The organism is Streptomyces sp. NPDC058052, assembly GCF_042885515.1.
Taxonomy (GTDB): domain Bacteria; phylum Actinomycetota; class Actinomycetes; order Streptomycetales; family Streptomycetaceae; genus Streptomyces.
Genome location: NZ_JBHVRX010000007.1, coordinates 72637 through 98836, shown reverse-complemented (window position 1 = coordinate 98836; position 26200 = coordinate 72637). Strand labels below are relative to the sequence as shown.

The following is a 26200-nucleotide window of genomic DNA, read 5'->3' as shown; positions in this document are numbered from 1 at the left end:
GACGACCGGTGCGGGCGGCGCGCCCGAGGGCACGCCGCCCGCACCGGCGCGTGTCAGGCGCGCGGCTTCAGGGCGACCGGGAGGGACGACAGGCCGCTGAGGAAGTTGGAGTAGACGTACGACTCCTCCCCCGCCGGCTCGGCGTGCCCGACCAGCTCGATCAGGCTCTCCAGGAGCGCGGTCAGTTCGGCCCGGGCCAGGAAGGCGCCCAGGCAGAAGTGTGGTCCGTAGGCGAACGACACGTGCTTGTTGGGGGTGCGGGCGAGGTCGAACGCGTCGGCGCGGTCGAAGATCCGCTCGTCGCGGTTGGCCGACGACATCCAGGTGGTGACGACGTCGCCCTCCTCGACGAACTGGCCGCCGAGGACGACGTCCTGCGCGGCGGTGCGGCCGGCGTGCAGGGCCGGCGTGGTCCAGCGCAGCACCTCCTCCACCGCCGGGGCGAGGCCCGCCCGGCCCGAGACGAGGGCCTCCCACTGCTCCGGCCGCTCCATCAGCGCGCGGAGCCCGCCGATCATGGCGAACCGGGTGGTCTCGTGGCCGCCCATGATGATGCTGTAGCAGTTGAAGACGATCTCCTCGTGCGTCAGCGTCCGCCCGTCGATCTCCCGGGTGACGAGCAGGCTGACCACGTCGTCCAGCGGCTTCTCCTTGCGGGAGCCGGCCAGCTCGGAGAAGTAGAGCAGCAGGCCGTTGCGCGAGGCCCAGGTCGCCTCCTCGGTCGGCACGCCGTCCGGGGAGGACAGGGCCGAGGAGGTGAGGTCGATGATGTGCTGCCGGTCGGAGACCGGGACGCCGAGCAGGTCGCAGATGGCGGCCAGCGGGATGTGCGCGGCGACCTCGGTGGCGAAGTCCACGGTGCCGCGCTCGACGGCCTCGGCCACCAGGGCGCGGGTGCCGCGCCGCACGCTGTCGACGACGACGTCGAGGGCGCGCGGCGAGAAGGGCTTGAGCAGGGCGCTGCGGAGCGCCTTGTGGGGGCGGCCGTCGGTGACGGCGAGCATCTTGCCGGCGGCCGAGTCGCCGCCCGCGAGCAGGGTGTCGAGCACATTGCCGTGCTCCGAGGTGAAGGTGGCGCTGTCCGCCAGGACGGAGACCACGTCGTCGTAGCGGCTGACCACCCAGAACCCGGGGCGGCCGGCGCGCGGCGGCTGCCAGTGCACCGGCTCCTCCTCGCGCAGCCGCTTCCAGTGCGGGCCCAGGTCGTGCCGGGCGTGCAGCAGCGGATCGGCGAGGTCGACGTCCTCCAGGGTGCTCGTTCCGAGCGCGGGGCGGCTGGTCATGGCGGTCATCTGGGCTCTCCGGCGGTGGTGCGGATCGGGACGGGGGGAGCGGCCGCGGGCCGCGGGCCGGCGGGACCGGCCGCGGACGGCGGGACGGCTCGGCCGGGCCGCCCCGCGGTCGGCGGGACGGCCCGGCACGGTGGCCGGTCCGCGGTCGGCGGAACGGCCGGTGAGTCCGGCCGCGGTCGGCGGGACGGCCCGGTGGGGCCGGCCGCGGTCAGCGGAGGGGCTCGGTGGGGCCCGGGAAGAAGGCGGTGGTGGCGCCCGCGGTCTCGGCGCCGTCCACGACGAACTCCTGGCCGGAGACGAAGGACGCCTGCTCCGACGCGAGGAAGTGGAAGACGTCCGCGATCTCCTCGGGCGCCGCGTGGCGCCGGAGCGGGATGCGGGCGTTGACCTCGTCGAGCATCGCGTCGGTGTACTCGGCGCGCTGCATCGGCGTCAGCACCGCGCCGGGCGCGACGCAGGCGGTGCGGATCAGCGGGGCCAGCTCGATCGCGAAGGTCTGGCACAGCGAGGACACGCCGGCCTTGGACGCGTTGTAGTCGGCGTAGAGCGGGTAGCCGCGGGCGCCGTTGACGGACGCCGTGGCGAGCAGCACGCCGCCGCCCTGGCGCAGCATGTGCCCGGTCGCGTGGCGCCACAGCGCGAGGACGCCCATCAGGTTGACGTCCAGGGTGCGCCGGGCCTCGGCCTCGGTGAGGTCGAGGATGCCGTGCCGGACGCTGATGCCGGCGTTGGCGATCACGACGTCGAGCCGGCCGTGCTCGGCCTGCACCTCGTCGACGGCGGCCCGGACGCCCTCCCAGTCGGCGACGTCCGTCTTGATCCAGCGCAGGTGTCCGCCGCCCTCGCGGGGGCCCTGCGCGGTGGAGGCGGGCGGGGCCTGCACGTCGAGGTTGACGACGTGGTCGCCGGAGCGGACGAAGCGCTCGGCGGTGGCGTGGCCGATGCCGCTCGACGCGCCGGAGACGATGACGGTACGCATGGGGTGGTCCTGCCTCTCTGCTCGGCTGCTCGGTCTCAGACGATGACGCGCGGGTGCTGGAGCGCGTAACCGTTGAGGTTCTGGCGCAGGTTGCGGCTGACGGTGAGCTTCTTCAGCCAGCGGTCGGTGCCGTCGTAGCGGGCCGTGAAGGGCCGGCGGCCGTGCACGGCGCGGTAGTTGTCGACGAGGAGCAGCGAGCCGGGGCCCACCGCGATGTCCTGCTGGACGCGCTGGAGTTCGGCCATGAGCCGGTCGAGCGCGGCCTCGGCCTCGGTGTCGCCGGGCAGCACGTCCATGAACGGGCGGTCGATGCGCAGGTACGGGTTGAGGCGGTCGCCGGAGAGGACGGCGGCCGGCTCGGGCCGGTCCCGCATGGCCCGCAGGCCCGGGAGGGCGGGGTGGGCGGGGTCGTGGGCCTCCAGCTGCCGGATGTGCTCGGTGTCCGGCATGATGTGGAAACGGTTCTCCGCGAGGACCGTGCGGTCGTGCGCGTCGAGCCGGACGTCCCGCACGGAGGCGACGATCGTCGGCACCCGGTCGGGGTTGCGCAGCCCGAACAGCATCAGGTAGTCGCAGCGGTTGGGGTGGAAGCCGTCCTCGGTGTGGAACTCCAGGAGCGCCTCGCTGCCGTAGCCGCTCTGCCGCTCCTCGTCCCCGCGGATCGGCAGGATGTTCTGGATGATCCGGCCCTCCTGGAGCGTCACCCAGCCGAACGGGTCGCCCAGGACCAGGCCGCACAGCGCCAGCCACAGCTCCTGCGCGCGGGCGGTCTCGCCCCGGACGGCGTCGCGCCAGTGCTCGGGGGTGGCGCCCAGCGCCTCCTGGTCCACCGGGAAGCCGTGCACGAGGCAGGCGGCGGACCGCTCGGTGCGGCGGAAGTCGGCGAGGAAGGCGCGCAGCCGCGCGGGGAGCAGGTCCTCGGCGGCGTACGCCCGGTCGTAGAACTCGGGGAGCGAGGGAGCGCCGTGGAGGTCGCCGAGCTTCTCGGCGACGGACTCCAGCTCGGCGGCCTCGTCGGCGTCGATCCGGAACTCGAGCGGCGTGTCGAGCCCTTCGGAGCCGGCCCCGTCCAGGGGAAGCGGGGCGGTGGCCTGGGTCGTGGAAGTCATGTCGGTGTCCTCACCTGGTCGGGACCACGAGGGTCTTCGGTCGTTCGGTCCTGTGCGCTCCGCGCGGGAGCCGGAGCGCGTGGTGTGTCCCACCGGACCGGCCGAGCAGGGTCCCGGCCGTACAGATCCAGCGGTCGTGCGTGGTCGTGCGTGCGTGGTCGTGCGTGCGTGGTCGTGCGTGCGTGGTCGTGCTTCGTCGTGCGTGGCCGTACGGGTCGTGCCTCGTCGTGCCTGGTGTCGTGCGTGGCCGTACGGGGCGTACGGGTCGTGCGGGTCGTGCGGATCAGGGGGCGTGGTGCCCGTCCCGGGGCGGGAGCCCGTACGGCTCCCGCCCCGGCGGCACCGGTCAGGCCGGGTCGCTCCAGTCCTCGGCGAACTCGGCGAGCTCGTCCTGGTCGAGGGTGACGAGCGGCTCCTCGGAGCCGGCCGCGGCGCCGGGGGCGGAGTCGTCGGAGGGGGCGATCTCCTTCACGGCGGTGGCCAGCGCGGCCACCGTCTTGTGCGTGAACACGTCCCGCGGGGTCATGTCCAGCCCCTCCGCGCGGGCCAGGGTGACCAGCTTGATCGAGACGATGGAGTCGCCGCCGAGGTCGAAGAAGCCGTCGTCGATGCCGACCCGCTCCGTGCCGAGCGCCTTGGCGAACAGCGCGCACAGCTGCTCCTCGCGGGCGTCGCGCGGGGCCCGGCTGTCGACGGCGGCGCCGAAGTCCGGCGCGGGCAGCGCGTCCCGGTCGAGCTTGCCGCCCGGGGTGACCGGCAGCCGGTCGAGGACGACGACGGCCGCGGGCACCATGTACGGCGGCAGGGCGGCGGCGACCCGCTCGCGCAGGGCCGCCGGCTCGGGCCGGACGTCACCGGCCGGGGCGACGTACCCGACCAGGCGGCGGACGCCGGGCTGGTCCTCGCGGACGACCACGGCGGCGCCGGCCACGGCGGCGTCCTCGGCGAGCACGGCCTCGATCTCGCCGGGCTCGATGCGGAAGCCGCGCACCTTGACCTGGCGGTCCGCCCGGCCCAGGTACTCCAGGGTGCCGTCGGCGCGGCGGCGGGCCAGGTCGCCGGAGCGGTACATGCGCGAGCCCGCGGGGCCGTAGGGGTCGGCGACGAAGCGCTCGCCGGTCTGGCCGGGCCGGCGCAGATAGCCGAGGGCCAGGCCCTCGCCCGCCAGGTACAGCTCGCCGGGCGCGCCCACCGGGACCGGCCGGAGCGCGCTGTCGAGCAGGTAGACCCGGGCGCCGGTGACCGCCTCGCCGAGCGGCGGGTGGGTCCGGCCGGCCAGCGGGCCGCTCATGGTGGCCATGACGGTCGCCTCGGTCGGGCCGTAGGCGTTGACCATCCGCCGTCCGGCCGACCAGCGCTCGACGAGGTCGGGCGCGCACGCCTCGCCGCCGACGACGAGGGTGACGCCGGGCGGCAGGGCGCCGTCGGGCAGCACCGCGAGGGAGGACGGCGGCAGCAGCAGCGTGGTGACGCCGTGGCGGGCCACGGTGGCGGCGAGCGACGGGCCGGGCAGCAGGTCGTCGGCGGGGGCCGCGACCACGCTCGCTCCGGTGAGCAGCGCGGTGGCGAGCTCCCAGACCGAGGCGTCGAAGCTGGGCGAGGCGAACATGAGCACCCGCTCGTCCGGCCGCAGGTCGAGGCCGGTGCGCTGCTGGGCGGCCAGGGCGGCGATGCCGGTGTGCGGCACGAGGACGCCCTTGGGGCGGCCGGTGGACCCCGAGGTGTAGATGAGGTACGCGGCCGAACCGGGCGTCAGCGGGGCGGAGCGCTCGTCGTCGCGGAGCGGGGCGCCGGACATCCCGGCGGTGAGCTCCAGGGCGAGGCCGAACGGGTCGTCCGGGCCCAGGACGGTGCCGCCGTCGCCGTCGAGGCTCAGGGTGCGGCCGGCGCCGGCGCCCGCCGCGGCCGTGACGGCGCTGCCGTCGGCGGTGGTGAGCACCAGGTCGGGCCGGGCGTCGTCCAGGATGTAGCGCAGCCGCTCCGGCGGGTAGCCGAGGTCGAGCGGCAGGTAGGCGGCGCCGCTCTTGAGCACCGCGAGCACGGCCAGGACGGACCGGGCGGACCGCGGCAGGGCGACCGCGACGACGTTGCCGGGGCCGACGCCGCGCGCCGCCAGGACGCGGGCGAGCCGGTTGGCCTCGGCGTCGAGGGTGCCGTAGGTGACCTCGTACGGGCCGTCGTGGACCGCGACGGCGTCCGGGCGGGCCGCGGCGTGGCCCTCGAAGAGCGCCGGGAAGGTGGTGCGCGGCGGGGTGACGCCGCCGGTGAGGACCGGTTCGGCGCGCTCCCCCTCGGTCCGCAGGTCGATCCGGCCCACCGGGACGGCGGGGTCCTGCGCGAAGGCGTCCAGGACGGCGCGGACCCGGTGGAGCACCGCCTCCGCCTCCGGGGCGGTGAACAGGTCGGTGCGGTAGGTCAGTTCCAGGCTGAGGCGGTCGGAGGGGACCACGACGAGGCTGAACGGGTAGTGCGAGGCGCCGGGGGCCGGGGTGTCGTCCACGCCGATCCGCAGGCCGGGCACCTGGGCCTGGACGGCGTCGCCGTCCACGGGGGTGTTCTCGAAGCCGACGACGGTGTCGAAGAGTTCACCGATGCCGGCGGCGCGCTGCACCTCGGCCAGGCCCAGGTGCTGGAACGGGCGCAGTCCGGCCTGGGCCTCCTGGAGGCCGGTCAGGGTCTCGCCGAGCGGGCGGCCCGGGTCGAGACGGACGCGGACGGCGACGGTGTTCATGAGCAGGCCGACCATGTCCTCGGCGCCGGGCAGCTCCGGCGGGCGGCCCGCCGTGGTGGCGCCGAACACGATGTCGTCGCGGCCCAGGAACTGGCCGAGGGCCACCGCCCACGCGCCCTGGACCAGGGTGTTGAGGGTCAGGCCGGCACCCCGGGCGGTCTCCGTCAGCCGCTCGGTGGTCTCCGGGTCGAGGGCGGTCGCGACGAGGTCCGGCACCGTGGCCGTGGCGGCGTCGAAGCCGGGGGCGACCAGGGACGGCTCGTCGAGGCCGGCCAGCTCGGTGCGCCACGCCTCGACGGCGGCCTGCTCGTCCTGGGAGCCGAGCCAGCGCAGGAAGCGGTCGAAGGACACGGGCGCGGTGCCGGTGCCGGAGCCGCCGCGGGCGTAGGAGGCGAACAGGTCGCGGAAGACGAGCGGCAGGGACCAGCCGTCGAGGAGCATGTGGTGGTGGGTCACGAGCAGCAGGTGCTCTTCGGCGGCGAGCTTGACGAGGGCGACCCGCAGCAGCGGCGGCCGGTCGGTCGCGAAGCGGCGTACCCGGTCCTCGTCGAGGAGTTCGGCGAGCCGCGCGTCGCGCTCCTCCGGCTCCAGGCCGGACAGGTCGCGCTCCTCCCAGGGCACCCGGACGTCCTCGTGGACGACCTGCACGGAGCGGCCCGAGGCGAGCGTGACGAAGGAGGTGCGCAGCGCCGGGTGGCGGGTGAGGAGCGCGTCGAACGCGTCGCGGAGGACGGTCGGCGCGAGGGTGCCGGTGAGCCGCAGCGGGCGCTGGGTGACGTAGACGTCGATGGCGTCCGTGGCCAGCAGGGCGTGGAAGTGCATGCCCTGCTGGAGCGGGGTGAGGGTCCACACGTCGGCGACCGGGCCGGCGAGGGCGTCGAGTTCGGCGCGCTCGGCGTCGTCGAGGGTCACCAGCGGTCCGGTGGCCGTGGCGTCGGTGGCGCCGCCGTCCTGGGGGACGTCGCGGGCGACCTCGGCCAGGGCGGCGATGGTCTTGTGGACGAAGACGTCCTTGGCGCTCAGCACCAGCCCCGCCCGATGGGCGCGGGCCGCGAGACGCATCGAGACGATGGAGTCGCCGCCCAGGTCGAAGAAGCTGTCGTCGACACCGACCCGGTCCCGCCCCAGCACCTCCGCGAACACCTCGTGCAGCACCCGCTCACGCTCCGACGACGGAGCCCGGTACTCCCGCACCGCACGCAGCTCCAGCGCCGGCAACGCCCGCCGGTCCACCTTCCCGTTCGGCGTCAGCGCGAAGTCGTCCACCACGATCACCCGCACCGGAACCATGTAGTCCGGCAGCACACCCGCCACCCGGTCCCGCAGCACGTCACCATCGACCACCGCACCCGCGACCGGCCGCACATAACCGACCACATGCCGCGTCCCCGCGGCATCCGCGACCACCGCGACCACCGCCTGCGCCACCCCCGCGTCACCCGCGAGAACCGCCTCGATCTCCCCCAGCTCGACACGGTGACCCCGCACCTTCACCTGGAAATCGACACGACCGCAGTACTCCACCGAACCATCACCACGACGACGGCCCAGATCACCCGTCCGGTACATCCGCGCACCCGGACCACCACCCACATCCGCCACGAACCGCTCGGACGTCAAACCCGGACGACCCACATAACCCCGGGCCACACCCGCACCCGCGATATAGATCTCCCCCACCACACCCACCGGCACCGGACGCAAGAACCCGTCCAGAACATGGATGTCGGTGTTGTCGGCGGGGCCGCCGAGCGAGGGCCGCTCGCTGTCGTCGGCGCGGCAGAACATGGCGTCGATCGTGCACTCGGCGGGGCCGTACAGGTTGTAGACCGACAGGCCGGGGATGGCGCGCAGCTCGGTCCACAGGTCGTCGCCGACCTCCTCGCCGCCGAGGGCGAGGGTGCGGACCCGGTGCCCGCCGCCGGAGCCGTCGAGCAGGCCGGCGGCGAGCAGCTGGCGGGCGACGGACGGCGTGGTGTCGAGGACGTCGATCGCCGCGTCGGCCGCGTGGGCGACGAGGGCGAGGGCGTCCTTGCGGACGGTGTCGTCGACGATGTGGAGCTCGTTGCCGGCGACCATCCAGAGCAGCTGGCTCCACGAGGCGTCGAAGCCGAGGGAGTTGGTGAGGGCGGCGCGCAGCGGGCGGCCGCCGGCCGCGTCCCGCTCCGGTGCGAAGAAGTTCGCCCGGTGGCTGTGGAACATGTTGACCAGGTTGCGGTGCTCGACGGCGACGCCCTTGGGGCGGCCGGTGGAGCCCGAGGTGTACACGACGTACGCCAGGTCGGCGGGGCCCGCCGCGGTCCGGGCCGGGGCCTCGCCGTCCGGGAGCGCGTCGCCGCCGGCGAGCACGACCGGTACGCCGTCGGGCAGCGCGTCCCGGGTCGTGTCGTCGGCCACGACGAGGGCGGGGCCCGCCTCGGCGCAGAGCGCGGCGATCCGGTCGGCGGGCTGGTCCGCGTCGAGCGGCAGGTAGGCGGCGCCGGACTTGAGGACGGCGAGGATCGCGGAGACGGCGGCCGTGGTGCGGGGCAGGGCGACGGCGACGAGCCGGCCCGGTCCGGCCCCGTGGGCGGTGAGCAGCCGGGCGAGCCGGTCGGCGTCCGCGTCCAGCTCGGCGAAGGTGAGCCGGCCGGCGGTGTCGACGGCGGCGATCGCGTCCGGGGTGGCGCGGGCCTGCTCCTCGAACAGCTCGTGCAGGGTCCGGGCCGGGTGCGTGGCGGTGCGGCCGCGCGCGCCGGCCAGGAGGCGGTCGTGCTGGTCCGCGGTCCACACCGGCAGCTGGGCGACGGGCGCGTCGGGCCGGCCGGCGAGGGCTTCGAGGAGGGGGGCGAGCCGGTCGAGGATCGCGGTCGCCTCCTCGGTGTCGTAGACGTCCTCGCGGTGGTTGAGTTCGAGGCGGAGCCGCGGGCCGGGGTAGACGGCCAGGCTCAGCGGGTAGTGGGTGCCCTCCGGGGTGTCCTCGGCGGCGTCGCGGAGCACGCCGACGGTGAGCCCGGCGACCTCGGCGCCCTGCACGGCCTCCTCGACGGGGTAGTTCTCGAAGGCCAGCGTGGTGTCGAAGAGGTCGGTGACGCCGACGGCGCGCTGGATGTCCGAGAGGCCCAGGTACTGGTGGCCGAGGAGTTCGGTCTGCTCGGCCTGGACGCGGGAGAGCAGCGCGGCGGCGGACTCGGCGGGGTCGATCCGGATCCGGGCCGGCACGGTGTTGATCATCAGGCCGACCATGCGGTCGGCGCCCGCGAGCTCCGGGGGGCGGCCGGCGACGGTGTTGCCGAAGACGACGTCCGGGCGGCCGGTGAGCGAGGTCAGCAGCAGCGCCCAGGCGGCCTGGACGACCGTGTTCACGGTGACCTCGCGGCCCCGGGCGGCCTGCGCGATGCGGGCCGTGGCCGCCTCGGAGAGTTCGGCGACGACACGGCGCTGGCCGCGGTCGGAGTCCTGGGTGCCGTGGCCGCCGGCCACCAGGGTGGGGCCGTCGACGCCGGCGAGGGCGGTGCGCCAGGCGGCCTCGGCCTCGCCGCGGTCCTGGGAGCCGAGCCAGCCGAGGTAGTCGGAGAACGGCACGGCGGGCTCGAGCCCGTCGGCGGAGCCGCCGTCGCGGTAGATCCGGAACAGGTCGCCGAGGACCAGCGGCACGGACCAGCCGTCGAGCAGGATGTGGTGGTGGGTGACGACCAGCACGTGGCGGTCGGACGCCAGCTTCACGAGCGTGCAGCGCAGCAGCGGCGGGCGGGTCATGTCGAAGCGGCGGGCCCGGTCCTCGGTGAGCAGCCGGGTCAGCCGGACGCGGCGCTCGTCCTCGCCGAAGCCGGAGAGGTCGACCTCCTCCCACTGCGGCTCCACCGCCCGGGCGACGGCCTGGACGGCCTCGCCCGAGCGGCGCCTGAGGAACCCCGCACGGAGGCTCCCGTGACGCGCCAGCAGTGTGGCGCAGGAGCCGCGCAGCACCTCCGGGTCGAGGGCACCGACCAGTTCCAGAGGTGTCTGCACGTTGTAGAAGTCGACGCCGTCGGCGTCGGCGTCTCCGCCGTCGAAGAGGGCGTGGAAGAGCATGCCCTGCTGGAGCGGGGTGAGCGGCAGGACCGCTTCGAGTGTCGTCTGCCTCACGGCGTTGCCTCCCACTGGGCTTCGAGCTCGTCGAATTCGTCCGCGTCGATGCTCATCAGGGCGTCGGCGCTCGCTGGCTTGTTGATGTCGTTGGCGTCGTCGGGTGCGTCCGCGGCGACGAGGGCGAGGGCGGCGATGGTCTTGTGGACGAAGACGTCCTTGGCGCTCAGCACCAGCCCCGCCCGATGGGCGCGGGCCGCCAGGCGCATCGAGACGATGGAGTCGCCGCCCAGGTCGAAGAAGCTGTCGTCGACACCGACCCGGTCCCGCCCCAGCACCTCCGCGAACACCTCGTGCAGCACCCGCTCACGCTCCGACGACGGAGCCCGGTACTCCCGCACCGCACGCAGCTCCAGCGCCGGCAACGCCCGCCGGTCCACCTTCCCGTTCGGCGTCAGCGCGAAGTCGTCCACCACGATCACCCGCACCGGAACCATGTAGTCCGGCAGCACACCCGCCACCCGGTCCCGCAGCACGTCACCATCGACCACCGCACCCGCGACCGGCCGCACATAACCGACCACATGCCGCGTCCCCGCGGCATCCGCGACCACCGCGACCACCGCCTGCGCCACCCCCGCGTCACCCGCGAGAACCGCCTCGATCTCCCCCAGCTCGACACGGTGACCCCGCACCTTCACCTGGAAATCGACACGACCGCAGTACTCCACCGAACCATCACCACGACGACGGCCCAGATCACCCGTCCGGTACATCCGCGCACCCGGACCACCACCCACATCCGCCACGAACCGCTCGGACGTCAAACCCGGACGACCCACATAACCCCGGGCCACACCCGCACCCGCGATATAGATCTCCCCCACCACACCCACCGGCACCGGACGCAAGAACCCGTCCAGCACATGGAGGCGCAGGCCGGGCAGCGGGGTGCCGACGGGCACGGCGGTGCGGTGCCGGCCGGCGTCGGCGCGGCCGGTGGTGGTGTAGACGGACACCTCGGTGGGTCCGTACTGGTTGTGCAGCTCCGCCGGTACGGCGGCGTGGAAGCGGTCGGCCAGGGCGCCGGTGAGCTGTTCGCCGCCGACGAAGACCCGCCGGAGGGTGTCGCACCGGTCGCTGCCGGGTTCGCGGAGGAAGACCTCCAGGGTCGAGGGGACGAACTGGGCGACGGTGACGCCCTCGTCGCGGATCAGGCCGGGCAGGTAGCCCGGCGCGTCCTCGCCGTCGGGCCGGGAGACGACCACGGCGGCTCCGTGGTGGAGCGGCCAGAAGAGCTCCCACACGGACGGGTCGAAGCTGAGCGAGGTCCGCTGGAGCACCCGGTCGTCCGCGGTCAGCGGGTGCCGGCGCTGCATGCCGGCCAGGTAGTTGGTGATGCCGGCGTGGGTGACCACGATGCCCTTGGGCCGGCCGGTGGAGCCCGAGGTGTACACGACGTACGCCGGGTGGGCCGGCAGCAGGTCCGGTACGGGCGCGGACACGGGCGCGGTGACGGCGTCCGCCTCGGCGGCCAGGGCCGGGAGGAGGGCGTCGTCGACGACGAAGGCGGGCCGGGCCTGGTCCAGCATGTGCCGGACGCGCTCCTCCGGGTACTCCGGGTCGAGCGGCAGATAGGCGGCGCCCGCCCGGTGGATGGCGTGCAGGACCACGATCAGTTCGACCGAGCGGCGCAGCATGACGCCGATCACCGCGCCGGGGGCCGCGCCCCGGGCCGCCAGGACGGCGGCCAGCCGGCCGGCCCGGGCGTCGAGGTCGGCGTAGGTGATCCGCTCGCCCTCGCAGACGACGGCGACGGCGTCCGGGGTCCGGCGCGCCTGCGCGGCGAACAGCGCGGGGAGCGTGCCGGCGACGGGGTCTCCGGCGGCGTCGGGGGCGGGCATCAGGGCCTGCCGCTCGGCGTCGGTGAGGAGCGGCAGCCGTCCCGTCGGCAGGTCGGGCTCGGCGGCGAAGGTCTCCAGGACCATGCGCAGCCGGGCGAGGCAGTTCTCGGCGGCCTCGGTGTCGAACAGGGAGGCGCGGTGGGTGAGTTCGAGGCGCAGCCGGTCGCCCGGGACCACGGAGAGGCTGAGCGGGTAGTGGGTGCCGCCGGTGGGGTCGGCCTCCTCCACCGTGATGGCCAGGCCGTGGGCCTGCGCGACGATCTGCTCGCGGTCGATCGGCGCGTTGCCGAAGACCACGGAGGTGTCGAAGAGTTCGGGGTGGCCGGCGAGCCGGTGCAGGTCGGAGAGGCCGATGTGGTGGTGGTCGGTGAGGGCGAGCTGCTCGCCCTGGACCCGGGCGAGGAGGTCGGCGAGCGGCTCCTGCGGGCGGAGGCGGACGCGGACCGGGACGGTGTTCATCAGGAGGCCGACGATCTCGTCCACGCCGTCCAGCCGGGGCGGGCGTCCGGAGACCGTGCCGCCGAAGACGACGTCGTCGCGGCCGGTGAGGGTGTGCAGCAGCAGCGCCCAGGCGCCCTGGACCACGGTGTTGAGGGTGACGCCCCGGGAGCGGGCGACCCGCTGGACGTCCGCGGTGAGTCCCGCGGGCAGCTCGGCCACGAGCAGGCCGGGCAGGGCGTCCGCGCCGTCGGGCGCGGTGCCGGCGTCGGCCGGTTCGTCGCCGGCGGCGGTGGAGGCGACCAGGGTGGGGCCGTCGAGGTCCGCGAGGGCGCGGCCCCACTCCGCCTCGGCCGCGGTGCGGTCCTGTCCCGCGGCCCACGCCAGGTAGGCGCGGAAGGGCACCGGCGCGGGGAGCGAGGTGGCGTCGCCGCGGTACAGCGCGAGCAGGTCGCGCAGGATCAGCGGCACCGACCAGCCGTCGAAGACGATGTGGTGGCCGGTGAGGACGACGAGGTGCCGCTCGTCCTCCAGCCGGACCAGGCCGAAGCGCAGCAGCGGCGGCCGGCTCATGTCGAAGCGGGTCCGCTTCTCCTCGGCGAGCAGGCCGGCGAGGCGCGCCTCTCGGTCGGCGTCCGGCAGTCCGCGCAGGTCGTGCTCGTGGACCGGGACCTCGGCGTCGCGGGCGACGAGCTGGAGGGCCTCGCCGGCGGCGGAGCGGGCGTACGCGGCGCGCAGCGCGCTGTGCCGTCGGACGAGCGCCCGGCAGGCGTCGGCGAAGGCGCCGGCGGTCAGCGGGCCGGTGAGCCCGAAGACCTTCTGCACGGTGTAGGCGTCGGCGGCGTCGCCGAACTCGGCGTGGAAGAGCATGCCCTCCTGGAGCGGGGTGAGCGGCAGCACGTCCGCCAGGCCGCTCTCGCCGTCGGCGTCGAGGTGCCGCCAGGCCGCGGCCAGGCGGGCGCGCTCCTCCGCGGGCAGCGCGACCAGTTCGGCGTCGGGGTCGACGGCGCGGACGGTCCGCCCGGCGCCGCGCTCCAGTTCCTCGCCCGCGTGGGCGGCGAGGGCGGCGACGGTCTTGTGCGCGAAGACGGCCTGCGGGGTGAGCGGGATGCCGGCGCGGGCGGCGCGGGAGGCGAGCCGGACGGCGACGATGGAGTCGCCGCCGAGCTCGAAGAAGCTGTCGTCGACGCCGACGTCCGTGGCGCCGAGCAGATCGGCGAAGAGCCCGCACAGCACGGCCTCGCGCTCGTCGCGCGGGGCCCGCTCGGAGGCGGTGCCGATGTACTCGGGGGCGGGCAGTGCCCGCTGGTCGAGCTTGCCGCTCGCGGTGAGCGGCAGGTCGGGCAGGGAGACGACGGCGGCCGGGACCATGTACGGCGGCAGGGCGTCGCGGACCCGCTGCCGCAGGGCCGCGGCGTCGGGGGCGGCGGAGCCCTCGGCCGGGACCACGTAGGCGACCAGCTGCCGGACGCCGGGGCGGTCCTCGCGTACGACGACGCTGACCCGGGCGACGCCGGGCGCGCCGGCGAGGACGCTCTCGATCTCGCCCGGCTCGATGCGGAAGCCGCGCACCTTGACCTGGCGGTCGGAGCGGCCGAGGTAGACCAGTTCGCCGTCCGCGGTCCAGCAGGCCAGGTCGCCGGTGCGGTACATGCGGCTGCCGGGCGGGCCGTACGGGTCGGCGAGGAACCGCTCGGCGGTGAGGCCGGGCCGGCCCAGGTAGCCGCGGGCGAGGCCGTCGCCGGCCAGGTGGATCTCGCCGGCGACGCCGGGCGGCACCGGGCGCAGGGCGTCGTCCAGGAGGCGGAGCCGGCTGCCGGGCGCGGTGCCTCCCATGGGGGGCACGATCCGGCCGGAGAGCGGGGTGGTCTGGGTGACGATGACCGTGGACTCGGTGGGGCCGTACGCGTTCACCATGCGCCGGCCGCGCGACCAGCGGTCCACCAGCTCGGGCGAGCACGCCTCGGCGCCGACGACGAGGGTCACGCCCTCGGGCAGTCCGTCCGCCGGCATCGCGGCCAGCGCGGAGGGCGCCATCAGCAGGCAGTCGACGGAGAGTTCGCGGATGAGCGCGGCCAGCTCCGGTCCGGGGGTGAGGCGCTCGACGGGGGCGACGACGAGGGCCGAGCCGGTCAGCAGCGCACAGCACAGCTCCCACACGGAGGCGTCGAACCCGGGCGAGGCGAACTGGAGGACGCGCCGGTCCGGGGTGAGCTCCAGCGTTGCCCGCTGGTGGGCGAGCACCCCGGCGAGCCCGGTGTGCGTCACGACGACGCCCTTGGGCCTGCCGGTGGAGCCGGAGGTGTAGATGATGTACGCGGCGTGCTCCGGGCGCAGGCCGGCGGCGGGCACCGGGGCCGCGGTCCCGTCGGCGGCGGTCCCGTCGGCGGAGTCGAGGGTGCCGTCGGCGTCCAGGTAGAGCCGGGGCACGCCCGGCGCCATGGCCGGGTCGTCGGTGGCGCGCGAGGTCACCAGCAGCACGGGCGCCGTGTCGTCGAGCATGGCGGCGACCCGGGACCGCTGGTACGTGAGGTCGATCGGCAGGTGGACGGCGCCGGAGGTCAGCACGCCGACGGTGGCGACGGCGGCGGCGGCGCCGCGCGGCAGGGCGACGGCCACGACCCGCTCCGTGCCGGCGCCGCGGGCGGCGATCTCGCGGGCCAGCCGGCCGGCGCGGGCGGCGAGCTCCGTGTAGTCGAGCTCGCCGCCGCTCCAGACCACGGCGGGGCGGTGCGGGGTCGTGCGGACCTGCTCCGCGAACAGCTCCGGGAAGGTGCGGACGGGCTCCGCGGGCGCGGTGGGCAGGCCGGCGGCGAGGTGGTCGGCGCGCTCGGCGTCCGTGGCGACGTCGACGCGGGCCAGCGGCAGGTCGCCGGGGGCCGCGAGGAAGCGGTCCAGGTAAGCGGTGAAGCGCGCCTGGTGGGCGACGAGTTCGTCCTGCGTGTAGCGGTCGGGGTTGGCCTCGAACGCGATCCGCACGCCCTTGCCGTCCGGCTCCGGGTGGCAGGTGAGGTTGAGGTCGATGACCGGTCCGCCGGACAGCGCGGTCAGGGTGGCCTCGCGGCCCGCGAAGTTGCTCTCGGAGCCGGCGGGCATGATGTTGACCAGCACGCCGAACAGCTGCTCGTTGGAGCCGAGCAGGCGCAGGTCGCGGCGGAGCTCGTCGTAGGGGTGGCGCTGGTGGGTGAGGAGCTCGCCGAGGCGCTTCCCGACGTGCCGGACCAGCTCGGTGCGGCCCGCCGCCGGGTCGACGGTGAGGCGCAGCGGCAGCGTGTTGGAGAGCATGCCGGGCACGTTCTGGGAGCGCGGGCCGAGCCGTGCGGTGGCCGGGACGCCGAGGGTCAGGTCGCGCGCGCCGGTCATGCCGTGCAGGTAGGCGGCGACCGCGGCGAGCAGGGCGACGCTCCACGGGGCGCGGGCCTCGCGTCCGGCGCCGTGCAGCGCGCGGTAGTCGTCCTCGCCCAGCTCGGTGTCGACGCCGAGGGCGATCCCGGAGGCGCCGGTGGGCACGCCGGGGGCCGGGCTGACCGTCTCGGGCCGGTTCTCGAAGGCCCGGTTCCAGTACTCCTTGTCGGCCGTGTACTGCTCCGAGGCGCGGTACTCCGCCTCGTCCGCGAGGATGTCGGTGAGCGGGCCCAGCGGCCGGCCGGCCGGCTCCTCGCCGGCCACCAGCGCCTCGTAGACCTCCTCGATGCGGCGCGAGTGCAGCACGGAGCCGTAGCCGTCGGAGAGGATGTGGTGGCTGCGCTGGTACCAGAGGTAGTGGTCGTCGCCCACGCGCATCAGCACGTGCGCCGACAGCACCCCGGTGAACAGGTCGTTGGCGGTGCGCCGGTCCTCGTCCATGAGCGCGTGGGCCACCGCGAAGGGGTCCGCCTCGCCGGTGAGGTCCAGCTCCCGCCAGGTCGAGCAGCCCGGGGCGACGGGGCGCTGCCCGGGTCCGTCGGCCGGCTCCTCGAACGCGACGTCGAAGCTCCCGCTCTCGCCCTCGGCCACCCGGACCGCCCGCGCCAGCAGCGGACCGTCCACCGGTCCCCTTACCTCCATCACCACGACGGTGTTGAAGGCCGGGTCGGCGGGGGCGAGCCGCTGGGCGTAGAAGACGCCCCGCTGGGCGGCCGTGAGCGGCAGCAGGCCGCCGGCCTCAGGACGGACGGAGGTCTCCGCGTCACGTGAAGTCATTCGGATCGTCAACCGCTCTCTCGTCAGCCGCTCTCGGTGCGTCGTCCTGGTGGACCGCCCCGGGGCGGCCCGCCGTCCGCGCCGTGCGGGGCGCGCCGTGACAGGGGCCTGGGGACGGACGGTGCGCGACGATGCTGCCCCGCCTCCGAGGGCCGTCACCAGGCAACCGACCGGCAATCGGGGTGCCCGGTCAGCTGCCGCCCGGCGCCCGCCGAGTTACCGGCCGCTTGCCTGGTGACGGGGGACCCGCGGGGCGAGGATGCCGACGGTCCGGTGTACCCGAGTCCCCCACTCGGGTGCGCCGGGCCTGCCCTGGAATCCCGGAGAGGACGAGGACGTTGGCGATCCCGGACCGAGGTCTGCTCGACTGGCTGGACGACGCGTCCACCGAGCACGGCCTGTACTACGCGGAGAAGGACGACGGCTGGGACTTCCGGTCGTACCGCGAGCTCGCCGACCTGGTGCTGAGCACCGCGGCGGCGCTGCGGGCGAACGGCGTCGGGCGCGGTGACGTGGTGGCGCTGGTGCTGCGCTCCAGCCCCGGGTTCGTGGCCGGTTTCTTCGGCGCCCTCGCGGCCGGCGCGACGCCGTGCTCCATCGCGCCGCCGTTCGCGTTCCAGCGGGCGGACGAGTACGAGACGCACGTGGCCCGTCTGTTCGAGACGGCGGATCCCAAGCTGATCATCTGCGACGACGAGTCGGAGGAGCGGATCCGCAAGCTCTCCGCCGGCCTGTCGCTGCCCGAGCCGGTCGTCTTCGGCGACCTGGTCGACGGCGTCGAGCCGCTGGAGGCCCCGCTGCCGCTGCCCGAGACGGCGCTGATGCAGTTCACGTCCGGGTCGAGCGGCTACTCGCGCGGTGTGCTGATCTCCGCGGAGGCGCTGCGCGCCAACCTCACAGGGATGCGCCGCCGGTTCGGCTGGACGCAGGACCAGCCCGGCATCTGCTGGCTGCCCGTCCACCACGACATGGGCCTGGTCGGCTATCTGCTGAACGTGGTCGTCACCGGCGCCAGCGGCTGGATGATGCAGCCGGACGACTTCATCCGCTCGCCGCAGCGCTACCTGAAGTGCATGAGCGACAACCGGACCGCCATCACGGGCATGCCCAACTTCGGTCTGGCGTACATCCTGCGGCGGGTCCGGCCGGAGCGCCTGGAGGGGATGCGCTTCGACGCGATGCGGGCCATCATCATCGGCGCCGAGCGCGTCGACCCCCAGGTGCTGGAGGACTTCCACGCCCTGCTGGGCCCGCACGGCCTGGACCGCGGCGCCCTGCTGCCCGCGTACGGCGGCGCGGAGGCGACGCTCGCGGTGACCGGTCTCGCGCCCGGCGCGGGCTGGACGATCGCGGCGCCGGACGAGGGCGACGCCTCGGCGCTGGCCGGCACGGCCGTCGTCGGCTGCGGCACGCCGCTGGAGAACCGCACCGTCACGATCCAGGACGAGGACGGCCGGGAGCTGCCCGACGGCCAGGTCGGCGAGGTCGTCGTCACCGGTGTGTCGATCGCGAGCGGTTATGTCGGCGACACGACCTCGGCCTCCGGCACGGCGCTCGGCGAGGCCGGGCTCCACACCGGCGACGCGGGCTTCGTGCGCGACGGGCAGCTGTACGTGATCGGCCGGCTCGGCGACGGGCTCAAGGTGAGCGGCAAGATGGTCTTCGCCGAGAGCCTGGAGACGCTGCTGCACCAGCGGGGCATCCCCGATCGGCAGGTCGCGGTCCTCCTCGGGGTGCGCGACGGCGTGCCGACCGGTGTCGTCGTCTTCGGCAACGTGCGGCCGGGGTGGCGCGAGGAGGCCCACGCGGTGCTCTCCGAGTGGCTGGGCGACGCCCGGCTGCTGGGGGTCGAGGTGGGGCGGGGCGGCATCGAGGTCACGTCCAGCGGCAAGCCCCGCCGCCGTGTGATGTGGAAGGCCCTGTGCGCGGGGCAGTACGAGGAGTCCGCGTCACCGCTGACCGCGGGGCGGTAGCCCGGACACGATCCGGCACCGCCCCGCCGGGGGCCGGCGCGCGATCCGCGCCGGCCCCCTCGGCACGTTCCCGGCCCGGACCGTCCCCCGAGGGGGAGGGTCCGGGCCGGGTCGCTTCGTCCGCGGGCGTGCCGACCGGCGGGCGGGCGTGCGGCCCGGCCGGCGGGCACCGGCCCCGCCGCCGGCCGCCGGGCCGCGCGCACGGGAAAGGGGCGCCGCGCGGCCCCCGGTAGGGGGTCACGCGGCGCCCGTGGTGTCGTGAGTGCCGCGCGGCCCCCGGTGGGGGGTCACACGGCGCCCGTGGTGTCAGGAGCGCCGGTCAGCGCAGCTGCATCTCCGCCGAGCGGACCAGGTTCTCCGCGAGCAGCAGGTCCTTGACCTTGTCCGAGAGCATGCCCAGCTGGCGCAGGATGTGGATGATCTGCTGGAAGAGCATCTGGCGGTACGCCGCCATCATCGGGTTGTGGCGGGCGAAGCGCAGGCCGTGCTCGACGTCGAGGTCCATGCGCTCCCAGATCTCGCGGAGCATGAACCGGCGGGACATCAGCCGGATGCCCTCCAGCAGGAAGTCCTCGCGGTCCTTCAGCTCGGCCGAGGTGGCGTCCGCGTACATGCCGTTGAGGGCGGAGACGCCGAAGGCGATGTGACGGGCCTCGTCCTGCGCGACCATCCGCGTGATCTGCCGGATGATCGGGTCGCCGAAGCTGCTGCTGGCGAGCCGCAGCGCGGTGATCGCCAGGCCCTCCACGACGACCTGCATGCCGAGGTAGACGATGTCCCAGCGGGACTCCGACAGAAGGTCCTGGAGCAGGGTCTTCAGGCCGGGGTTGATCGGGTAGACGACGCCGAGCTTCTCGTCGACGTACTTGGCGAATGCCTCGACGTGCCGGGCCTCGTCGGCCACCTGGGAGGCGGCGTAGGTCTTGGCGTCCAGGTCGGGGACGGTCTCCACGAGGCGCGCGGTGGTGACGAGCGCGCCCTGCTCGCCGTGGAGGAACTGGCTGCACATCCACGCCTGGTACTCCCAGCGGAAGTCGGTCAGCATGTGGTGCGGCACGGGGCTGTCCTCGCCGACGACGAAGGAGGCGAGCTTGGCGCCGTTCTCCTCGGTCAGCGGGGCACCGAACTGGATGTCGTGGTTCCAGTCGATGTCGGTGGCGGCGTTCCACTGCGAGACCTTGTTCTTCTCGTAGAGGCTCCACACACGGCTGTCTCGGGATCCGTAGTTCCAGTTCATGCACGCCTTGAACACCGCGTCGACTTCCATGAGTTCTGCGGCGACGGAGTCCAGGGTGAAGAACGTCGCGTCGGACGCCTCATCGGGAACAGTGGTCATGCCAGGAGTGTGCGACGCGGTCTCCTCCCCCTCCAGGAACCGGCGAGGCAACTAGGCGGCAGCCCGGTTGCCGGTGCCTGTGCCTGGTCCCGCGCCCGCCGGCTGCCCACGATGTCCGCAACGGGCCGCCGCCCCAGCGGGCGCCGGCCGGAGGGTACGAGAGGGAATCGGGGGAGCGGATGGGTACGTACGCCGCGGAACTCGCCACGGAGCCCGCCCCGGCGGGCGGCCCGGGGCCCGGGGTCCCGGACGCGCCGCCGCACGGGGACGCCGCCGGCGCGCCGGGCCGGCCGTGGGTCGTCGGCCGGGTCGGCGGGCCGGAGGACCGGCTGCGGCTGCTCTGCCTGCCCCAGGCCGGCGGGAGCACCGGGTCGTTCGCGCCGTGGCGGCTGGCCATGGGGCTCCCCGGCTTCGAGCTGGCGACCGTGGAACTGCCGGGCCGGGGCGTGGGCAGCGGCGAGACGCTGCCCGGGACCCTCGAAGAGCTCGCCGACACCGTGATCGACGGGGTGCGGGACGAGCTGGACATGCCGTACGCGCTGTTCGGCCACAGCTTCGGCGCGCTCCTCGGCCACCGGATCGCGGTCCGGGTGGCGGAGCGCGGTCTGCGCCCGCCGTCCGCGCTGGTGGTGTCCGCGTCGCGGGCGCCGCACGCCGCGGTCCGCCGGCGCGTCTCGCACCTGGACGACGCCGAGCTGCTGGCGTGGCTGGAGGGCTTCGGCGGCTTCCCGCCGGAGCTGTCCCGCTACCCCGCCTACCTGACGTACGCGCTGCGCACCGTCCGCCGCGACCTGGCACTGGTCGAGGAGTACCGGCCGGCCGCCGCCGTGCCGGTCGACTGCCCGCTGCACGTGTTCGGCGGGGCCGAGGACCCGCTGGTGAGCGGGGAGCAGCTGGAGCTCTGGCGGGACTGCGCCGCGGGCGGGTTCACCTCGCGGCTGCTGCCCGGCGGACACGACTACCTGTTCACCGGCGCGGCGGCGATGACCGCCGCCCTGGCCGCGACGCTGCTCTGACGGCACCGGCGCCGGCCCCGGCGCCCCGGCCGGCCTCGCCACGACGGCACCGGCTCCGCCGCCCATTCCCAGGGAGTTGTAAGAGTTGAACGATCTGACCGGCATCAGTGTGTTCGAGGCCGCCGGCGCGGGCCTGGAGTCCTTCACCCGGGACCACGCCGAGGAGATCGGCGCCGCCGTCTCCGACGCGGGCGCGGTCCTCGTCCGCGGGGCCGTCGCCGACGGGGCGGACGAGTTCGGGCGGGCGCTGAAGCGGCTCGGCTTCGACCCGCTGGCGTACACGGAGCGCTCCACCCCGCGCAGCGAGGTCGGGGACGGCGTGTTCACGTCGACGGAGTACCCGGCCCGCGAGGTCATCCCGCAGCACTGCGAGTCCTCGTACGCGGGGGCGTGGCCCGGCCGGCTGGCGTTCTTCAGCGCCGTCCCGGCGCTGACCGGCGGCGCGACGCCGATCACGGACGTCACGCGCGTGCTGGAGGACATCCCGGCCGAGGTGGTCGAGGAGCTGGAGCGGCGCGGTCTGCGGTACGTGCGGAACTACGGCAGCGGTGCCGGCCTGGACTGGCGGGACGCCTTCCAGACCGAGGACCGGGCCGAGGTCGACCGCTTCTGCGCGGCGGCCGGCATGGAGCGGGAGTGGCTGGAGGACGACTGCCTGCGGACCGTGCGCCGGGCGCCCGCGCTCGCGGTGCACCCGCGCACCGGCCGCCGGCTGTGGTTCAACCACCTGGTGCTCTTCCACCAGTCGTCGCTGCCGGGCGGCCTGCGGGAGGACCTGCTGGCGGTGCTGGGCGAGGACGGGCTGCCGAACGACGTGCTGTTCGGTGACGGTTCGCCGATCCCGGACGCCCTCGTGGAGGCGGTCAGGGGGGCGTTCGACCGTCGGGTGCAGCGCTTCGACTGGGAGCTCCACGACCTGATGGTGATCGACAACATGCGCTGGTCGCACGGGCGCGAGGCGTTCACCGGGGAGCGGCGGGTGCTGGTCTCGATGACGGACCTGATCACGCGCGGCTAGCCGCCGGCCGGGCGGCCGGGGCCGTGGAGAGCCGGTCCCGGCCCGCCCCCGCTCCGGCGCCCTTCCCGGCGCCGGTCCGGCCTCCGACCGCCTCCTGGCCGGCCCCGGACGGGCCCGGACGGCCACCGTCCGGCCCCAGTCACCGGCCGGTCCACGGCCCCGGACCGACCCGGTCCGCGGCCGGCCCGGCATCCGGTCCGCCCCCCCTGCCCCCCCCGGTCCGCGAACCGGCCGCGTGCGACCGGAAGTTGCCGGTCGTGTGCCTGGCCCGTGCCCCCGGCCGTACGAAAGCATCGCCGGTGCCGAGGCGGCGGCCTTCCCCCCTCCCCCGCCCGCCGACCCCCTGCCACCCGCCCCTGCGCGTTCGCGCAGCCGAGCCCCGCCCGCGTCCGGGGAGGACCTCCAGTGAACGAAGAGACCCAGTCGCCGATCGAGTCAGCACTGCCCCTGACCCCGCTCCAGCAGGGCATGCTCTTCCACGCGCTGTACGACACCGAAGCGGTGGACGTCTACACCATCCAGGCCGCCTTCGAGCTGCACGGGGACGTGTCGCCGGAGCGGCTGCGCGCCGCCTGCGCGGGCGTCCTGGCCCGGCACCCCGTGCTCCGGACCGGCTTCCGCGTGCGGGCCAACGGGCAGCCGGTGCAGCTGGTGCGGCGCACGGTGACGACGCCGTGGGCCGAGCTCGACCTGTCGGACCGCACCGGTCCGGCGCGCCAGGCGGCGCTGCTGGCGTTCTTCGAGGAGGACCGGCTGCGCCGCTTCGACATGGCGGCGCCTCCGCTGATGCGCTTCACCCTGATCCGGCTCACCGGACAGCGTCACATCCTCGCCCTGACGTACCACCACATCCTGCTGGACGGCTGGTCGCTCCCGCTGGTCATCCGCGACCTGTGCACGCTGTACGCCGATCCCTCGGGCGCCTCCCTCGCGCCGGCCACCCCGTTCCCCGACTACCTGCGCTGGCTCGGCCGGCAGGACGGCGACACGGCCCGCAAGGCGTGGCAGGAGGCCCTGCACGGCCTGGAGGAGCCGACCCTGGTGGCGCCCGGCGCGGCCCCCGCGGGCATCGGCTCGATGCCGGCGATGGTTCCGCTGACGCTGTCCGAGGAGGCGACCGAGGCGCTCACGGCGACGGCGCGGGCCCACGGCCTGACGCTCAACACCGTGGTGCAGGGCGCCTGGGCGCTGCTGCTCTCCCTGCTGACCGGCCGCGACGACGTGGTCTTCGGCCAGACCGTGCACGGCCGTCCGGCCGAACTGCCGGGCGCCGACGCCATGGTGGGACTGGTGATGAACGCCGTCCCGGTGCGCGTCCGGATCGCGCCCGGCGAGTCGCTCGCCCAGCTCTTCTCCCGGGTGCAGGGCGAGCAGCTGGCGCTCGGCCCGCACCAGCACCTGGGCCTCGACGAGGTGCAGCGGCTGGCCGGCCTGGGCGCCCTGTACGACACCTCCACCGGCTTCGGCAACGCGCCCTCCGACTGGTCGGCGCTGGAGGAGATCGCCCCCGGTCTGCGGCTGAGCCCGCTCGCCGAGGACGCGACGCAGGACGGGGACGCGGGCGAGCAGCAGATCAGCGGCTCGACCCACTACCCGCTGAGCGTGGTCGCGGTCCCCGGCGCCCGGCTGCGGCTCGAACTCAACCACCGCGAGGACGTGTTCGACACCGCGCGCGTGGAGCTGGTCGCCTCCCGGCTGCGGCTGCTGCTCGACACCTTCACGCACGCGCCCGCCACCCCGGTGGCGCAGGTCCCGCTGCTGACCGGCGAGGAGCGGCACCGGGTCCTGGAGGTCTGGGGCCGCCGGCCGGAGGCGGACCGCGCGGCCCTGGACGCGTCGGCGACGATCCTGGGCCGGTTCGAGGAGCAGGTCCTGCTCCGCCCGGACGCCCCGGCCGTGGCCGACGTGCGCCACTCCCTCGGCTACGGGGAGCTGGACGCGGCGGCCAACCGGCTGGCCCGGCTGCTGCTGCACCGCGGCGTGCGGCCCGGCGACCCGGTCGCCGTGGCCCTGCCGCGCGGCACCGAACTGATCGTCTCCCTGCTCGCGGTGGTGAAGACGGGCGCCTACTACGTGCCGGTCGACCTGTCCCACCCCGCGGAGCGGATCACCTTCGTCCTGGAGGACGTCGAGCCCCGCATCGTGCTGTGCGCCGACACCTCCCACCCGGCGCTGGCCGGGCATCCGGCGCCGCTCCCGCTGGGCGATCCGGCGGTCCAGGCCGAGCTGCTGCTGATGCCGGACACCGCGCCGACGGAGGCCGAGCGCGGCCGCCCGACGCGGCCCGAGGACCTCGTGTACGTCATCTACACCTCGGGTTCCACCGGCCTGCCCAAGGGCGTGGCGGTGGAGCACCGGACGGTGCAGAGCTATCTGGCGTTCGCCCGCGCGGCCTACCCCGGCCTCGCGACGGAGGCGCTGGTGCACTCGCCGCCGTCCTTCGACCTGACCGTCACCGGCATCTTCGGCCCGCTCACCGCGGGCGGTCTGGTGCGCGTCATCGACCTGGAGGACGACCACCAGGCGGACCCGGCCGCCGACGCGGGGCGGACGCCGCCCGCGTTCGTGAAGGCCACCCCGAGCCACCTCCCGATCCTGGACGCCTCCGAGGAGTACTTCTCCCCGACCGGCGAGCTGGTGCTGGGCGGCGAGCAGCTGACGGGCGAGGCGCTGGCCTCCTGGCGGGAGCTGCACCCCGGCGTCACGGTGGTCAACGAGTACGGTCCGACCGAGGCGACCGTGGGCTGCATGGAGTACCGCCTCGCACCGGGCGACCCGCTGCCCACGGGCGCGGTGCCGATCGGCGGGCCCGTGCCGGACGCCCGGATCCACGTCCTCGACAACTTCCTGCGTCCCGTGCCGGCCGGTGTGCCCGGCGAGATCTACATCGGCGGCGACGTGCTCGCCCGCGGCTACCTCAACCGGCCGGGGCTGTCCTCGACCCGCTTCGTCGCCGACCCGTTCGGCGCGCCGGGCGCCCGCATGTACCGCACCGGGGACGTCGCCTGGTGGCGGCCCGACGGGGTGCTGGTCTACGGCGGCCGGGTGGACGACCAGGTGAAGATCCGCGGCTACCGGATCGAGCTGGGCGAGGTGGAGAGCGCCCTCGGCGCCGACCCGGCGGTCGCCCGGGCGGCGGTCGCGGTGCGCCCCGACCGGCTGGGCCGGGCCCGGCTGGTGGCGTACGTGGTGCCGGCCGCGGGCCGGGACGCGGAGCTCCCCGGGCTCGCGGCGCGGACCGCGCGGCGGCTCCCCGCCTACATGGTGCCGGCGGCCTTCGTCCCGCTGGCCGAGCTGCCCGTGACCCGCAACGGCAAGGTGGACCGGGGCGCGCTGCCCGCGCCCGGTCCCGAGCACGAGCAGGAGCCGGTCCGCGGTCCCGGCGGCGCCCCGCTCGCGGCGGACGAGCCGCGCGGGGCGTCCGTGGACGCCTTCCACGACGCGCTGCTGGGGACGGCCACCGGGACCGCTGCGGCTCCGGAGGCGCCGCGCCCGGAGACGCCGGCCGCGGAGGCTCCGCGCGCGCAGACCCCCGTCGAGGAGGTGCCGCGGCAGCGGACCGGCGGCGCGGACGGGGCGCGGAAGGACGCCGGGACGGACGGGGCGCGGGAGCGGACGGCCGGCGCGGGCGTGCCGCCCGAGGCCGAGCCGGCGCCGTCGGTGGCGGAGACCCTCTCCCGGCTGTTCGGGCAGGTGCTCAACCTGGAGAAGACCGGGGACGGGGACGACTTCTTCACCCTCGGCGGCGACTCCATCACCGCCATCCAGCTCGTCGCCCGCGCCCGCAAGGCGGGCATCCGCCTCACCCCCAAGCACATCTTCACCCACCGCACCGCCTCCGCCCTCGCCGCCTTCCTCCAGCAGAACGGCGCCGCCGCGCCGGGCACGGAGCGGACGGACCGGAAGGGGTCCGAGGAGGACCGGAGCGGCCGGGGGGCCGAGGCGCCGCGCGCGAACGAGGCGCAGGGCGAGAAGGCCGGGAAGGACGGGAAGGCCGAGCAGGGAACGGGCGGCGACGGCGAGGTCATGGCGACCCTGCTGGAGCTGTTCGGGCAGGTGCTCAACCTGGAGAAGGCCGAGGACGGGGACGACTTCTTCACCCTCGGCGGCGACTCCATCACCGCCATCCAGCTCGTCGCCCGCGCCCGCAAGGCGGGCATCCGCCTCACCCCCAT

Annotated in this window: 10 protein-coding genes; 4 read left to right on the top strand and 6 right to left on the bottom strand. The window is 75.2% G+C overall.

Annotated elements, in window-relative coordinates:
• Window positions 1-53: 53 nt before the first annotated feature.
• From ACFVU3_RS12410 to ACFVU3_RS12390, 5 genes are all read right to left on the bottom strand, one after another.
• Complete coding sequence (locus ACFVU3_RS12410) at window positions 54-1292, bottom strand: cytochrome P450 (RefSeq protein WP_390065828.1); 1239 nt, start codon at window positions 1290-1292, stop codon at window positions 54-56.
• Window positions 1293-1500: 208 nt separating this feature from the next.
• Window positions 1501-2271 (bottom strand): SDR family NAD(P)-dependent oxidoreductase, encoded by a 771-nt coding sequence (locus ACFVU3_RS12405; protein WP_390065827.1) that lies wholly within the window; start codon window positions 2269-2271, stop codon window positions 1501-1503.
• Window positions 2272-2306: 35 nt separating this feature from the next.
• Window positions 2307-3380: a guanitoxin biosynthesis L-enduracididine beta-hydroxylase GntD gene (gene gntD, locus ACFVU3_RS12400; RefSeq protein ID WP_390065826.1), complete on the bottom strand. Its 1074-nt coding sequence runs from the start codon at window positions 3378-3380 to the stop codon at window positions 2307-2309.
• Window positions 3381-3726: 346 nt separating this feature from the next.
• Entirely contained in the window at window positions 3727-10218 is a 6492-nt protein-coding gene (locus ACFVU3_RS12395) for an amino acid adenylation domain-containing protein (RefSeq protein WP_390065825.1), read from the bottom strand.
• Window positions 10215-16682, bottom strand: a complete 6468-nt coding sequence (locus ACFVU3_RS12390; RefSeq protein WP_390065824.1) for an amino acid adenylation domain-containing protein — start codon at window positions 16680-16682, stop codon at window positions 10215-10217. The genes ACFVU3_RS12395 and ACFVU3_RS12390 overlap by 4 nt, the downstream gene beginning before the upstream one ends.
• A gap of 338 nt (window positions 16683-17020) precedes the next feature.
• Here ACFVU3_RS12390 and ACFVU3_RS12385 point away from each other — a divergent pair, with 338 nt between their 5' ends.
• Window positions 17021-18655: an AMP-binding protein gene (locus tag ACFVU3_RS12385; protein ID WP_390065823.1), complete on the top strand. Its 1635-nt coding sequence runs from the start codon at window positions 17021-17023 to the stop codon at window positions 18653-18655.
• 319 nt (window positions 18656-18974) lie between these two features.
• On the opposite strand, the gene ACFVU3_RS12380 is transcribed toward ACFVU3_RS12385, so the two are convergent.
• Entirely contained in the window at window positions 18975-19991 is a 1017-nt protein-coding gene (locus ACFVU3_RS12380) for a ferritin-like domain-containing protein (protein WP_390065822.1), read from the bottom strand.
• Window positions 19992-20170: 179 nt separating this feature from the next.
• On the opposite strand from ACFVU3_RS12380, the gene ACFVU3_RS12375 reads away from it, so the two are divergent.
• From ACFVU3_RS12375 to ACFVU3_RS12365, 3 genes are all read left to right on the top strand, one after another.
• Window positions 20171-21007: a thioesterase II family protein gene (locus tag ACFVU3_RS12375; RefSeq protein WP_390065821.1), complete on the top strand. Its 837-nt coding sequence runs from the start codon at window positions 20171-20173 to the stop codon at window positions 21005-21007.
• Window positions 21008-21092: 85 nt separating this feature from the next.
• Window positions 21093-22025 carry a TauD/TfdA family dioxygenase gene (locus tag ACFVU3_RS12370; protein ID WP_390065820.1) on the top strand — a complete coding sequence of 311 codons (933 nt, stop codon included), beginning with the start codon at window positions 21093-21095 and terminating at the stop codon, window positions 22023-22025.
• Window positions 22026-22430: 405 nt separating this feature from the next.
• A partial coding sequence (locus tag ACFVU3_RS12365; protein WP_390065819.1) for an amino acid adenylation domain-containing protein occupies window positions 22431-26200 on the top strand: 3770 nt, incomplete at its 3' end.